The 15528-nt window shown below is 41.6% G+C and carries 11 protein-coding genes; 3 read left to right on the top strand and 8 right to left on the bottom strand.

Annotated elements, in window-relative coordinates:
- The first annotated feature begins 67 nt into the window (after positions 1–67).
- The 3 genes from ACO03U_RS12015 to ACO03U_RS12005 all read left to right on the top strand — a co-directional run bounded on the left by ACO03U_RS12015 (position 68) and on the right by ACO03U_RS12005 (position 2609).
- The gene (locus ACO03U_RS12015; protein WP_204687303.1) at positions 68–1579 is read left to right on the top strand and encodes a helix-turn-helix domain-containing protein; all 1512 of its coding nucleotides are present in this window, start codon (positions 68–70) and stop codon (positions 1577–1579) included.
- Positions 1580–1696: 117 nt separating this feature from the next.
- Positions 1697–2083, top strand: coding sequence for a helix-turn-helix transcriptional regulator (locus ACO03U_RS12010; protein WP_204687304.1), 387 nt, complete (start codon positions 1697–1699; stop codon positions 2081–2083).
- Positions 2084–2120: 37 nt separating this feature from the next.
- A complete protein-coding gene (locus ACO03U_RS12005; RefSeq protein WP_204687305.1) occupies positions 2121–2609 on the top strand; it encodes an AraC family transcriptional regulator in 489 nt (162 codons plus the stop codon).
- A gap of 160 nt (positions 2610–2769) precedes the next feature.
- On the opposite strand, the gene ACO03U_RS12000 is transcribed toward ACO03U_RS12005, so the two are convergent.
- The 8 genes from ACO03U_RS12000 to ACO03U_RS11965 all read right to left on the bottom strand — a co-directional run.
- Positions 2770–3558 (bottom strand): PhzF family phenazine biosynthesis protein, encoded by a 789-nt coding sequence (locus ACO03U_RS12000; RefSeq protein ID WP_204687306.1) that lies wholly within the window; start codon positions 3556–3558, stop codon positions 2770–2772.
- A 1-nt stretch (position 3559) separates the two neighbouring features.
- Complete coding sequence (locus tag ACO03U_RS11995; RefSeq protein ID WP_204687307.1) at positions 3560–4522, bottom strand: ornithine cyclodeaminase family protein; 963 nt, start codon at positions 4520–4522, stop codon at positions 3560–3562.
- Between the two features lie 173 nt (positions 4523–4695).
- Positions 4696–5271, bottom strand: a complete 576-nt coding sequence (locus tag ACO03U_RS11990; protein ID WP_204687308.1) for a TetR/AcrR family transcriptional regulator — start codon at positions 5269–5271, stop codon at positions 4696–4698.
- Positions 5272–5381: 110 nt separating this feature from the next.
- Complete coding sequence (locus ACO03U_RS11985) at positions 5382–11528, bottom strand: SpaA isopeptide-forming pilin-related protein (RefSeq protein ID WP_204687309.1); 6147 nt, start codon at positions 11526–11528, stop codon at positions 5382–5384.
- A 392-nt stretch (positions 11529–11920) separates the two neighbouring features.
- A complete protein-coding gene (locus tag ACO03U_RS11980; protein WP_204687339.1) occupies positions 11921–12850 on the bottom strand; it encodes an alpha/beta hydrolase in 930 nt (309 codons plus the stop codon).
- Positions 12851–12962: 112 nt separating this feature from the next.
- Positions 12963–13883, bottom strand: coding sequence for a hypothetical protein (locus ACO03U_RS11975; protein ID WP_204687310.1), 921 nt, complete (start codon positions 13881–13883; stop codon positions 12963–12965).
- Positions 13883–14434 carry a 5-bromo-4-chloroindolyl phosphate hydrolysis family protein gene (locus ACO03U_RS11970; RefSeq protein ID WP_204687311.1) on the bottom strand — a complete coding sequence of 184 codons (552 nt, stop codon included), beginning with the start codon at positions 14432–14434 and terminating at the stop codon, positions 13883–13885. Before ACO03U_RS11970 ends, ACO03U_RS11975 begins: the two co-directional genes overlap by 1 nt.
- Before the next feature lie 806 nt (positions 14435–15240).
- The coding region (locus ACO03U_RS11965; protein WP_423104846.1) for a hypothetical protein at positions 15241–15528 on the bottom strand (288 nt) is incomplete at its 5' end.

The raw sequence follows: 15528 nt of genomic DNA, 5'->3' as shown, positions 1-15528 counted from the left end.
GCCGTTTAGACACTATACTAAAGCTAATAATTTTTTGAACGAAATTTGCTGAATTGGAGCCTATCTGATGATTTTAAATAACTATGAAACGACTAAAATCAATTTGTTTAAGCAGCTAGTTAATGCTGAAAAACCCCTGACCAAAAATTCACTTATTGAACAGCTCGGAATTTCCCAGTCTACATTAACTCGAAATGTGCGTCATCTAAATAACGACATCCATGATTTAGCCGAATTTCAATTGATTCAAATTGCAAATCAGAACGGCACCTATTTTTTGAGTAATCCTTCTCCCTTCAACCCTCAGTATCTCGCTTGCCGCTTAACCTTGAACTACTATCAAAAATCAATCCATTTCAATTTATTAAAGCAAATCTTTTTAGGCCCTCCCAAAAGCATCACTGAATTGGCGGAAAAACTTGCCATTAGCCAGCCCTATGTCTATAGGTTCTTGGCTAAAACCAATCAAGATATCGCTTCTTTTCAATTACGAATTGAGGCCTCAAAAATCGATGATTGTCTCTACATCATTGGCAATAATCATAACGTCCGCTTGTTTAAAATGTATTTTTTTTGGAATATCTATCGGGGAGTGGAATGGCCTTTTGCGGAACTAAGCCTTGAACAGATCCATGCTTTTTTTACCACAAGCGAATTAGAGACCTTCTTTAAAATGTCTCAAAATAAGCAGCAAAAGTTTCTCTACTCATTAGCAATCGCCACTCAAGTATTCCCCAATGAACCAAACCAACTAAACCTTAGCGAAGATTTTGTAGAGATTATTTCTGCCTTTCAAGAAGTTCTGGATCTATCGACTCCATTAGAACGCTTGCTTTTACACACTTATGGTGCAGCTATCGACCAAAAAAGGCTAACTGCTGAAAAACTTTTCTTTAATTTTTCGGCCCGTGTCTTCTGTCCTTGTACAGATGTCCCTCACCTTCAAAATGAAATTGGCCGTAAACTTTGGCAGCAAGAGAGCCAATTGATCACCTATTGCAAAGAACTTATCTCCATGATGTTTGAACGTTTCTTTCACCATGAATCTCCGGAATACCTCACCGAACTCAGCTACCAGATGCTTTACTATTGGACACTTTTTTTCTTAAATACCTGTCACATTCAGTTTGATTCTTCTTATTTAGGACAGTTCACGATGGAGCCTTCTGATTTAGAGAAAAAAAAGACGGTGGAATTTCAAAATGCCAAAGAGTTCTTCCATGACTTTTTGATCGCTCATCCCCCTTATTGCCCAAAAGAATTTTCAAAATTTCATTTAGAATTAGCCTATGGTCTGACCTACTATTTCCTATCCACCATCGAGCCTCAACCCTTGCTGCTCTATATTCAATTCTCTAAAAATATGTTTGGCGAAACATATATTAAAGCCCGGCTGACCCAGATGTTCGGCCGAGAAAACATCCTATTTACTGACAATATCCATAAAGCCAACTTGATTATTTCTAATTATTTTGAAGAGCACTATAAAAACAAGCGCTTCTTTCATTTTGATAATCTGGATGATTCTTCCACTTGGATCCGACTCTATCGCAAAATTCATCAGCTACAAATTGACTAAGCTTTGCTAATAGAGTAACTAAAATTACTACCCCGTCGACTCCTTTTCAAGCGAACAATTCAAAACATAAAAGGCAAATAAAAGGTGAAACAGCTCTTAGAAAAGTGTGTTTGAAAAGTGAATAATCAGACAGAAACAACTGAACAGTTATATCTGCGATTGATTCATAAAACAGAGGATTATATTGAACAGCATCTAGCTGACCCAATAGCGCTCTGCGATATTGCCAAAAATGTCCACCTTTCAGAGTTTCATTTTCATAGAATTTTTAAAGCGTACGCTACGGAGACATTCAAAGAATTTGTAACAAGAGTGAAATTGGAACGGGGGGCAATCTTCTTATGTGTGAACCCGGCTATCTCTTTAACAGAGCTTGCGTTCAACTACGGCTATAACAGTGGTAGTTCATTTAGCCGAGCATTTAAAAAGCACTTTGGTATCAGTCCTTCTCTCTATCGAAAACAGCAAGAAATGGCAAGCGATAATAGCCAAAGTCTGCAATAATAAGAGACATTCAAAAAAAAGAGAGCGAGGGAAAAAAATGGTGAAACCAAATAGTATTACGATAGAAACGATCGATAAAAGGATAATCTATATTCGATTTCGGGGAAGTTATGGGGAATTTAGAAAAAGCAGTCGGAAAATGTTTAAAGAGCTCTTTGCCTTTGCGACAGAGAATCATTTACTTATTCCAGAAGAAACGAAAGTATTAACAATGTACAATGACAATCCTTTTATTACCAATGAGAAAAACTTGCGCACGACAATCGCAATGACCATCCCGACTGATTGCGTGGTAAACGAAAGTGGCGCGATTTGTTTAGGCAGTATTTCAGGTAAATTTGGGGTCGGACATTTTGAAATGGCTGCCAAGGAGTATGGCGCCGCCTGGGAGTATATGTATCAGGAATGGCTCTTTAAAGATAAGCAGAAAGCTCGTGATGCCATTCCCTTTGAATTATATGTTACCGAACCGCCAAAGAGCTTCCAAAATAAAAGTCTGACCGATATTTATATTCCCATAAACTAAGAAAAGATTTCTTGGTAAATACCAATCGATTGGCTGCTTAAAGTACTCGTGATGGCTCCCTTGTTCTAGCTTTTTTAAAAGGAACCAGTTCATTTCTCATCTAAGCAATATGAGGCTCTCGCATTAAGGAGAGCCTCTTTAATTTGTCTAAGATGCGTTTTCATTCTGGCAAGTAGGCTTCTCCTTTGGCAAAGAGCGCCCCTTGCCCCCCAATAATGACCCGTTCCTCACACCATTCGCAGTCCAAAATTCCTCCCCGAGGAGAAAGCTGATGGGCTTTTAAATGATTTTTCCCCAATTTATGCGCCCAATAAGGAATCAAATTGGCATGGGCCGAACCACAAACTGGATCTTCATTGATCAAAAGTTTCGGGAAGAACGTCCGAGAGACAAAGTCGCAGTCTTGGCCGGCGGCTGTTACGATTACCCCTACACCTAGTGCTAGCTCGCTTAAAGCCGAAAAATTCGGTGTCAAAGTCGCCACCGTCTGTTCATCTTCTAATAAAAAGAACAGATCCCGGCCTAAACGTGCTTCTAAAATCTTCGCTCCTAGTACTTCTTCATAAACAGCTAATTGCGGCGTTGTTTCTGGTAGCAAGCTTGGAAAATCCAGATAATAAAAGTCCCCTTGCTTCGTTACATACAAATCCCCACTCTGGCTTTCAAAGTGGATGCGCTCTTTTGTAAAACCCTCGTATTGAAACAAGACAAAGGCCGTAGCCAAAGTCGCATGACCACAAAGGTCGATTTCTCGATCTGGTGTGAACCAGCGCAACTGATAGCTTTCTTGATTTTTGACAGTAAAGGCGGTTTCGGACAGATTGTTCTCAATCGCAATCTTTTGCATCTGCTCTTCCGGTAGCCATTTGTCCAAGACATACACGGCCGCAGGGTTGCCCTTAAACACTTGGTCTGTAAAAGCATCCACAATATAGTACGTAAGCTTCATTTTACCTTCCTCCCGTTTTTTGGAACAAATACTCGGCACAACACAAATCTTCAATCGCTAGTCCGACCGCATTAAAGACCGTAATCTCTAAATCGGAACTCCGACCTACCGTCTTTTCCGTCACCAATTCGCCCAAGGTTCCTTTGATTGCATCGGTGGTGATTACTCCTTCTTGAATTGGAAGCAAGAGATCGCCGCTTTCTCGTAAAGCCGCACCGTAGTCGTCTACATAGATTCGACTACCTTCCATCAAATGGCTGGTCAGTTCTCTAGTGGTTGGCGTGAAGGTCCCAATAGCATTGACGTGAGTCCCTGGGGCAATCCATTCGCCTTTTAAAAAAGGTTCTTTGCTAGAGGTCAGCGTACAGATAATCTCACTGTCACACACTGCGGCTTCCACTGTCGAGCAATGGAAAAATTTCAACTCTGGATAAGTTTGCCTCATTTGTGCCACGAATGCTTGACTACGGTCTTGATCCAAATCATAAACGAAAACTCGTCTTAACGGACGAACACTTTTAATCGCAGCTAAATGAGAGCTAGCTTGTTGGCCAGCACCAATTAAAGTCAAATTCATCGCATCGGCTTTTGCCAAATAATCCGTCGCTAATGCCGAAACGGCGGCTGTTCGAATCCAAGTTACCGCATTGGCATCAATCGCCGCCACTGGATAACCATTGGTACTTTCAAATAACAAAATTACTCCTTGATGAGATGGCAGTCCTTGGGTACGATTACCGGGAAAAGCCGTGATCATTTTGGCACCAAAAAACCGTTTTGAGCCCAAGTAAGCCGGCATCATAGCAAAGATATTTTGAGTACTACCATCTGGCAAACATTCTACCCTACGCTCACTTTGGCTGATTTGTCCTTGCTCATAATCATAAAAACAGCTCTTCATCACCTGAATCGCCTCGGAAAAAGACAACTGGTTAATAACTTCTTCGTATTTAATAAATTTCATATAATCCCTCCAGTGAGTTATCATACAAGAAGAATCTCATTCATTCAAAGGGATAATTGTATGGATTATAATTTTATCAAAATGTTGATTGCCAAAAAAGCTGCAACCAATATTTGGCTACAGCTTTCGGAACAAAGCGGCTCGACCTGTCAGCAAAGTCCTCGTAAGGCATTTTAACAGTCTTGAGCAAGTGTTACTTCAGTATTTTTTTCCAAATACCTGTTGATCGTCTCTTTGAGCAACCCATGAACCTTGTCTTCACTAAAGGACAAGCATTTTCCAGAGGCCAATGCCCCCACGCCAGATATCTGGATTAATAGCTGATCGTGAAGTTCTTCCATGGCACAATCGCTAAAATAACGAAAACGCAAGTCGCTACGTGTCAGTTCTTTAAAGAAGTTGATTGACAGGTCATACATCAATGGGCCATTCATGCATTCATTGATATAAAATGCCGTGTAGAGCCGTGGTTGCTCCATAGCAAATTGAATATAATTCAGACCAAAATCTACCAACCGATCTCCAGTTTTGGAAACAGTAAAAATCGTTTCTTGTAAGTTTGTGGCGATGGACTGGAGCAAACTATCTTTTAACCCTTGCATATTTTCAAACTCTAAATAAATTGGCTGAGTAGAAATCCCCATCTGGATTGCCACATTCCGAGCGGTGATGTGCCCAGCACCTCTAGTAACTAAGATTTCATAAGCCGCGTTTAGAATTAGTTCTTTTGTATAAACCTTCCGGCGCATAGTTTTAACTCTCTTTTCATTGTTTTTTTACTAATCAGGTGGCCTTTCGTTGCACTAAATGATTTGCAACAAAAGCCTCGCGACCTGACAGTTGTTTCTAATTGCTAAAATTATTTTGTATCGGAGTGATTTTGTTGACTTCTCCGCTTCCAAATCAGCCAGACTGCACCGGCCAAGATAATCAATCCGCTTAAAAACAGCAGTGAATTGTGCTTTTCACCAGTTTTTGGAAACAGTGGTTTCGTCTTCACTGGTTGTTTTTCATCGGGCTTCAACTTATTGACGAAGGCTTGCATTTCTACTAAGACTGGTTTGCCCGCAGCTTTTTCAGGAATCGTAAAGTTACGTACTTCCTCGCTTAATTGATACCCATTTGGTGCTTTCACTTCCACAAAAGCATAGGTTCCTGGAGCAAGCTGGTCTACTTTTATTTGACCTTTTTGATTGGAAACTAGTCCCGTTCGAACCGTTTTTCCGGCTTGATCGACAACTTTAAACTCGGCTTTCGCCAAAGGATTTTGGTCTTGATCCACTTTAATCAATTCAGCCGCCCCTTGGTAGTTCACCAGATTGCCCGTTACGAGCAAGTCACTTTGACCGTCTACTTCATCAGGGATGACTATCTTGATTGCCTCGGTATTGACAATGAAACCCTCGGGTGCTTCGGTTTCTACCAAGTAATAGGTGCCTGGTTGGATACCTTGGGCTTTGATATGCCCGTTGACAGCGTGTAATTCCGTCGTCTCTTTCCCTGCTTCATCGATCACAGTCACAGGCTGTTTTCCTTCTGGATCTTTGCCTAAGACAAAGGTTCCGCCCTCTAACAATTTTTCTTGATCATTGGACTTCGTAATGTCTAATTTTCCACGGTAGTTGACAATCTCGCCTAAATCGATTGTTTCAGGCTTGCCAAGTTGTTCGGTGATTTCAAAAGGCCGGGGCTGACTGTTTAAAACATATCCCGTTGGTGCCTTGGTTTCCACTAGGAGATACTTGCCAATACTTAAACCGGCCGCATACAGTTTCCCAGTTTGATCCGAAGTCAAGGTGTCCTGCTCATTTCCCTTTCGATCTGTAAAGGCGATTGGCCCTTGCCCTTGATTACCGTTTTGATCTTGCTCGTAGATTTGGAATTCAGCACCGGCTAACCCGTTTTCGACTAAGCCATCGCCATCTACTTTTTGAGCTATGATCTCCGCTTGATAATTTTCAAAATCAAGATGGTCGATTTCACCAGAGAAATCTGGATCAACGACAAAATAAATTGGTTGACTATTGATGATATAGCCTGGTGCTGCCGTTGTTTCTACTAATTTATACTGACCGGCTCCAAGATTTTCTAATGGCAAAATGCCGGACTCAGGAACCGTAACTTCTTGCAACAATTTTTCTTGTCCATCGACTAGTCGATAGAGATTGAATTTTGCACCGGCAATCGAACCTTTTTCGCCGACTTTTTGAATTTCTGCTTTCCCTTTAAAGTTTTGGAACTCGCCTAAATCGATGACAGCCGGTTTGCCTGCTGTCTTATCAGGAATCACTACTCTGATTGGGTAAGGATTGATTACATAGTCCGTACCATCTGGCAGACTTGGTGCTTTCGTTTCGACTAAAAAGTACGTGCCAGGAGCTAAGTCCTCAAATTCCATCCAACCGTCTGCTTCAGAAACCGCCGTTGCCAAAACATTTTGATCTTTGTCATACAACGTAAATTCTGCACCAGCCAAGGATTCGTGTTGCGTATCAACTTTTCTGATTTTGACGGCTCCTTGATAGTTGGTCAACGAACCGGCAGTAACCGTAACTGGCTCGCCTTCGCTCTGGGCTTCAATGGTGAAATCAATTTTTTCCGTGTTGAGAATATAGCCATCCGGTGCTTTGGTTTCTACGAATTGATACTTGCCTGGAGCCAAACCGGACACGGTGACTTTTCCTGACTCATCGGAAACTAAGTTGCTTTGAACCGTTTGACCATTTTCATCGATGACTTTAAAGATGGCTCCGGCCAATGAATTGCCTGCTTCATCTTCTTTTAATAAGCTTGCTGCACCTTGGTAATTAATCGCGGTGCCGGCTTCGATAACTACTGGTTGGTCTGTAGCCGCTTCGGCAATGGTAAACGGATAGGTGGTCGTATTTAAAACAAAACCATCTGGTGCTTTGGTTTCCACGAAGAAGTAATCTCCTGGTGCGAGGTCGCTGACGTTGACTTGTCCTTTATCGTCAGCTACTAAATCCGCTTGAACCGTTTTGCCTTGGCTATCAACTACTTTAAAGACCGCCCCAGCCAAAGGATTCCCTTCTTGGTCTTCTTTGATTAGTGATGCTTTTCCACGATAATCAATCATTTCCAAATTGATTTCCGGAATTTGATTTTGGTCATTTTTGCTTACGGTAAATTCGATTGGTTGCGTATTAATCAAATAACCGGCTGGTGCTTTGGTTTCAATCAAGCGATAGTGCCCCAGTGGCAAGCTTTCAATTACCAATTGACCTTGAGCATCGGTGATTAATTGCCCAGTAGAAACTGGTACCCATAAATCGCCTAATTGTTGTTCCAAACGAAATTCGGCATTTGCTAATTTCTCTTTGTGTTCACCGCTCTTAGTCAAGACGACCCGATTTGGAGTATTGACGATGTTCGTTGGCGAAGCGCCCTCCACCGTAGTCTCCTTCGTAACAGAAATCTTACGTCCTTGCACTAAATCATCGGGAATCGTATATCCGTCTGGAGCCACTGTTTCCACCAGTAGGTAATCACCCATTTTCAAATTCCCAAAGGTAATTTGACCATTGGCATCGACATCTCCTTCTCTGAGAATCTGCGTCTTTTCCAGATTCCATAGTTGAAAATGAGCTCCCGTTAAAATCGTTGACTGATCACCAGCTGTTTTTTGTAACGTGATCAACCCTTTAGTCCCTGAAGCGGAACCGCCACTATGATCGATTTCAACCTCGATGTCCTCGCCGCTTTCGTCTGTAACAGTCTTTGTTCCTTCCCCGGTAATGCTGGCTTCATTGGTAACCGTATCGTTTTGCCCCGTAGATGAAGAATTGATCAGCGCCCGGTATTCCATATAATAAGCTTGATCAATCTCATGTAAGAAACTGACAGTCAGCACTTGATCACCAGTGATATTGTCAGTTGTCAACTCCAGCGTATAATCCACGCCCTCTGTCAATACAACCGATTTGTCCGGTGTTACGGTGCCATCGACCGCAACCGTTGTGCCATAAAGCTTGATTGAATCTTGATCTACAATTTGATTGTTGGATGGTTTATCAGTGACGACGACATTGTTCAAAACGGATTGAGCCGCATTGATCATAATATGCCAATTCACGTAATTCGGATCGCTTTCATCCTGTTCCCCGGATTTTTGCATGTGGTTGCCCCCGTTATTAACGGATACTTCCCCGACCACGTCACGATCCTCGCCATCGTTGGAATAGGTTGCATGGTTGTCATATTCCCCGGATGCTTCAATTACCTGACCTACTAATGAAGTTTCAAACTCAATTAAGTAGGTATGCTGGCTTAAATCTGGGAATCGAATATCGATAGTTTGTTTATTGTTCACAGCCGGCTCGGTTACGGAAACCATGCGATCGTTATCCGGCTCTTCATCATCTTTCACCACAACCCCACTAGGGTCGGTATGAGCTTCGTAAACTTTTAAAGTACCAGCAACATATCGCTGGTTGTCTTTGATTGGATCGGTTAAGAAAGCTTGTTCCAAGAGCTGACCGCTGAGATTGACCGCAATCTGCCATTTGATTGTCTTAGTTTGCGCATTGTAGCTACCACTCTTTTGCGCATTCAAAGCATAGTCGGGATTGGGTTCAAAATCATCTTCATCTTCAGAATGATGGTGATCGCCATTTTCCGAAGTCCAATCTGCTTCCACGTTATTCGTAAAGTGACCGCCATTTGGCTGATTAGGATCCAGCAGTTTGGCATCAAAATACGTCGTGTACTTCACGGTAAAAGCTTCATTTGTCGGATTGTACTTCCCGATAAATTTCAATTCAAAACCGGTTTGTTGACTTTGCGCATCCAGCGTCGGTACTACCGTGTAGTCAACGCCTTGGACTAATTCCACACCAGAAGAACTAGTCACGGTCATCTTGTACCCATCACGTTCCGGGTTTTGCACTAGTTGCAATCCAGGGACTGGTGAAAAGTGATCCGTTAAGACTAGATCATGCATTTCATAGTGATTTTTATTAACTTGAATTACCCAGTCGACGGTCTTGTTTTGATAGTCAATACTGTTGGAATCCAGATTTTTGATGACATTTTGTTGTTCTGCAGTACCATTATCTTCATCGGTTTCCCCAGTGTCGACTTCGACTTTATTGGTAACGTCGGTTGGATCCGTAACGGTCCCATCGACTTTGGTTTTGTAAACTACTTTATAAGCACTATCGATATCATGCAAAAATTCGATAACAAAGCCGTCACCATTTGGATTTTTGACAAGCTTGTAATCTTCGCCTTCTTTTAATGGCGTATTCCCTTGAATCTCTTCACCGTTCGGTCCAAAGGTAATCGGATAGATCACTGGATCTTCTGATAGCGCCATATTACTACTCATGCTATCGGTAATCACAGCATCATCTTGATCAATTTCTTTTTCACCGTAGTTGTATTTGATTTCCCAGGTGAATTCTTGATTGTCTGGATCATAGCCGACTTGATTTTTCTCTAACATTTTGCCAAAGGTGTTGCTGACCGAAGCTTCAGCATCCAAGCCCTCGGTATTATCCTTATCGGTTAAGGTTGCCTGATTGTTAAAGGTGACATCGCCGCCTTCTTCCGGGATAGCATCTTCATCAATGCTCGTTACATACTCGATCCGATAAGCTGCATTGGTTTCCCCTTTAATCGTCACATTACCATTAGCATCTACCGTATACTCATCCGAAGACAATTCGCGACCAACCTTTTCCACAGTTCCATCTAAATTCATCACCAATTCGTAGACCTTTACGGATTCATAAGTCAGTCCTTGTGGCCAGTTTTCGGTGATCGTTGGATCCGTCAACTCGTTCATCCCTTGGTTGAAATCCACTTCCCAAGTGACTTCGGTAGGATTCGGGGTCCGATCAAAATGGCCGCTTTTGGCGATAGCCGTATCGGTAGCCGGTTTGACTTCGACGCCAATCGGGGGCAAGTTGTCTTCTGTTGGAAACGTAATTTCGTGTTCCCCAGGACCGTCGATATGAGTCGTATCAAACTCTGTACTAAAATCAAAGCTCCCACTAATATCGATTTCATCGGTCACATTTTCATTGAACGTGATCACCACTTGACCATTTTCATCCATTGTATAGGTGGCATAAACAGTGCCATCTGGCCCTTTTAATTCCCCGGTTTGACCTGCTTTTGGTTTCACCCCTTCAGGCAAATTAAAAGTAAACTGATCACCAGGTTTAATCTGTTCCCGCACTTCTTCCGGGATTGACCACTCATAGTGAATTCTAACTTCGGCATCTGCCGGAACCGGTGGCTCTAATTGATTGCCATCTCGGTCGTAATAAGTAGCGTCTGCACTGTCGATAATCGTTCCTTCACCATTCGGGAAATAATCCCGAATGTCATTGCCCGATTCAGCCTTTTCAATATCTGACTCTTTTTCAGGAGCCGTTTCACTAGAACTAGCTGTCGTTTCTGTCGTAGCTTCCGACGTACTGGCTTCTGTTTCTGAGCTAGCTTCTGTACTGGACTCTGTGCTTTCGGTTGTTTCTGTCGTTATCGTGGTTGCCTCCGTGGCAGACGACTCTTCGGTAGAACTCGCTACCGTGGACTCGACTGTACTCACTGGAAGATTCACGGGCAATTTCTGTTGATCCAACTGAACCACAAAAGCATTACTTACAGTAGTAGGATCTAATTTTACTGACAGGGCAAAGGTTCCTTTTGTCCCCGCCGGTAATACTAGTTTTAAGGCTGTGGCCTGTGCACTAAAAGTGGCACTCCCAACCCCAAGTGCTTGAGTAGCCACTGGTAAAAAGGCCACGCCCCCACTCAAAGTCACCTGCTTTTCAACCGTTTGAGTGTTCTCTGCAACTTGTCCTTGCAGTTCTAGGCTTACCTCCTCCTCATGCTTTGCGACCGTAGCTTTTGTAATCGTGACCCCTGACGCTTTTTGATCCACAGTCTCTGCCAAAGCAATTACTGGTGCAAAAGTCTGTAAGATGACTAGCAAAGCCATCAATTTGTAAATCATTTTTTCCAACCTTTTGTTCTTCATTCATATCTACCTCCTTTTTTTAATCGACAAAGTCAATTTGCGCATCTTTTATTGGGAAACTTCCCGATACGCAATTGATTTATTACCCCTATTTCGTTCGCAACTACTTTTATTGCAGTCTAAACGAACAGCTAAGAAATACATTTCGCAGAAAATAAATTACAATTTTGAAATTTTTCCCTAACGAAAGCGGCACTTCCCTAGTAGCTTATGTTAATAGTAGAAACGCGGTCATTCAACGAATAAATTGTATGGGATACAATTCAATCACAAAGAAACAGCAGCTATTTTAGTAACAAAAAAATTTGGAAAAATAAAACTCAGGCCTTTTTTTACCATACGAAAAAGACCAACAGGTTTTTTAAAAAACTTGTTGGTCTTTATAATTGACTCTATAACTTAATTGAAAATAAAAAGGTTTCGACTTCTTGGTAATAGCCACTTTTGTCCTTTTTTAAGGCCTCTCCATGCTCGGCCCCTGATACCAAGAACAGATGGTTATGTGAATTATTGCCCTTAGCCGCCGCATAGAGCCGCTTGCCCATGGAGGTTGGTACAAAATGATCCTGAGTGCCGTGAATAAATAAAATCGGCAACCGCGATTTTTGTACTGCTTGTAAAGCATCTGCCTCTCCTAAAAAGTAACCCGCTCTAAATTTAGTCACAAGACTGGTGATTGGAATCGAAACAATGGCCGGAATTTTAGGAAACATCTGTCGCTGTTGATAAGCCAACTCTTCTTTTGCAGTCGTATAACCACAATCCTCAATGACGCCTTTGACTTGACTGGGTAACTTTTCTCCCGCGGTCATCATAACCGTGGCTGCTCCCATACTGACACCAAATAAAATGATTTTCGAATCGCTACCTTTTTTTTGAATGACCTGATTAATCCAAAGCTGATAGTCTTTTCTTTCCGCCCAGCCAAAGCCAACATAGTCCCCTTCGCTCTCCCCATGACCCCGGGCGTCTGGCAGAAGAACATTATAGCCTAAATCATAAAACATCCGCGCATACAGTCCCATATCTTGCCGACTTCCCATATAGCCATGGGCGATAATGACCGTTTTTTCCGAATGATTTTCCAGATAGTCACTCTTTAACAACAAACCATCAGTAGACTCTTGCGTCCACAATGTCTTTTTCACTTCATTTTTATACCAATTTAGCGCCTCATAATTAGGATTTTCGGTATCCAAGGAGACCCCTTGGGGAATAAAATCTTTGGCATCATTCTTAATTGCATAATCATAGAAATAATTCCCGATAATCAGCTCGATTACTCCGCTTGCCAAAACAAGTACCAAAACAATAGACAACATCTTTTTCAATTTACTCCTCCTTAAGCAAGTCGATAATAAAGTTCCCCTCTCACCTATGCAAAGAAAAGCCACTTGCGATAACGGCGAGAACCATGGTACAAAACAGCCATCACTACTTACTTGGAACCAGTTGAAAGTCTGCTTCTAATTGCGAAACCGTCTGCCGAGTGAACTGATCAAAATCCACCAGATTTTGCCGACTAGTCACGTTGTCATCCCATTTAAAATGATTCAAAAAAGACTGTTGGATATCGACATAAGCACCGACACCGTCAGGAAATAGCCAGTACTTGACTATGTTGACGAAGCTTTCAGGAATTTCTTGATTGTTCTCATCAAAACTATTATGCATCGGATAATAGTTAATAACGAGTCCGGTCTGTGTTTCACCAATTGCCTTTTGGGGAATTAATTTTAAGAAGGAACCTGATTCTTTCATCTCTTGCATATCGACGCTTTCAATCAAATTTCCCGTCATCCGTAACATAATATAAGCAGTAGTATCAAAACCAGCCGCTTCATCATATTCATATTTTTGAGTAGTCGAATTGAAACGGCTAGGTACTTGACGCGTAGCAATCTGGTAAGAAATGACATTTTCGACCGAATTGTAGCCTTCAGCCGGAGTAATTTTATTTTGATTCAAATTATTTTCGGCAATCGTTGCATCACTGACTTGCAAAGTATAGCCATTTCCAAAGTCCACCTCAGTCGCTGTACTACTCATTTTATAAGGTTGGCTTTTTTGATAGTTCGGTTGTGTGCGCAACAGGAGATTCTCTTTAAAAATATCATGAGAAACAAAGGGTTGCTCCGCTTCTAGTCGATCCAATTTTTTTTGCGCTACCGAAAAAATAACCGCACTTGAAACCATGGTAATTCCCGCAGTGACAAAAGGAGCCGCCAAAGCGCAACTAATCGCAATCAAAGCAATCAGTGTCAAGTGCTTATTGCGTTTATTTTCAAACATCCTGAACGGAATCTTTTCAAAAAGTTCATCATACAAATCCGAAAACGTCTCTTCTTTTTTCATCAGTCGCTTCCCTTCTCAACAACAGTCAAGTCAGTCTGGGCATCTTGCACCTGTTCTTCACCAATCGGTAAAAAATCGTCCACGATAATTTGACTGAATTCTGCAATTAATCCCTCTAGATTGTGCTTTTGCTGATGCCACTCACCTGCTGCTAAAGGAACGCGCATAAAGTCTTGATAGTGGGAAAGCGCGTTGATAAACCCTGGTAAATCACGATAGAGAAAGTCACCATACTGAGTGAGTTGTTGTGGTTCTTTCATTAAATATTGGAAAATACCTTTTGCCGCTTCCAGTCCCGCTTTCACTTTTCCTTGCTGACTGGATTTTGCTAGTTTCCGGTAACAGTCTTCTCCTTGAATAATCTGCACCTTCGCCTCAGCCATCGCGTTTTTAAATACATTTAAATCACGCTCACTTAACTTATTGCACTCTTTATAGTCCGCTAATTTCGCCAGTTGCAGCCGACGCTTTTTCCAGCGATCCGTAATTTGAAATGTGACAAAAGCTAAAATTCCAAACAAACTGACAAACACTACCACAAAGTACATCATTTTTTTCTACTCCATTCTGGCCAATCACACTTCTACGCCCAAACTAACGAACCCGCGCTGTAGCTAAATCCAAATTTGAAACCTACAAAGCCTTTTTTCACGATAGTATGTGAATAATAGCGGTTTGCTACTGCCAAATCAATCGGAAAAATATATGCCATACAATTCTTGATACTGTCAATGCTTTCGCAATTTCAGAATAAAAGCATTTCCTTCCTCTACAGTCAATCAGTGTTATGTTATTAACTAAAGGATTATCCAAATATCGCACTTTTTTTATGCACATCTGTTGAATATATAATAAATTGTGTTATCCTTTTTATGAACCAATCAATAAAGGAGGGTAAATTAGTCATGAACATCAGTTATTTATTTTTCACTTCATTGTTGCTCACCGCACCTATTATTGGCCTAAGTACTACGGATGAAAGACCGCAATCAGGCGCAACACAGCAAACTGAACTAAACGCATTACCAAGATCCAGTTGGGGGAACGTAAACGTAATTACCTTTGTTGGGGACGATGCCAACTTTAATTCTGGGGTAAAAAAAATGAAACCTGGTCAAACCGTTACAGTTAAAGCAACCGTTAACTTTTCGGGAGATCTTGCTGCCATTAATCAAGCAATGGTGGAATTCGACAATGTGGATCCTGGTTTACAAATTAATTATGATAACAATTTACAGGTCGAAGGTCAGCATGCAACCTTCACATTTACAATTATGTTAACCTCTACGGTCGACAAAGCTTACCTCTTCACTGTTAAAGTACTTGATAGCGTGGAAGACGATAACCATTTGACCCCCTATTCAGAAACCCAAACCATCGTGCTAGATAATACTACCGAAACTAGCTCTACTGATTCTAGTTCGTCTGAATCCAGCTCCACAGGCTCCAGCTCTACGGATTCCAATTCATCAGATTCCAGTTCATCAGATTCCAGTTCATCAGATTCCAGTTCATCAGATTCTAGTTCATCAGATTCTAGTTCATCAGATTCTAGTTCATCAGATTCTAGTTCATCAGATTCCAGTTCATCAGATTCCAGTTCATCAGATTCCAGTTCATCAGATTCCAGTTCATCAGATTCCAG

This window comes from Enterococcus diestrammenae (genome assembly GCF_049384045.1).
GTDB classification, from domain to species: Bacteria; Bacillota; Bacilli; order Lactobacillales; family Enterococcaceae; genus Enterococcus_C; species Enterococcus_C diestrammenae.
This window is presented reverse-complemented; position numbering and strand designations above follow the sequence as displayed.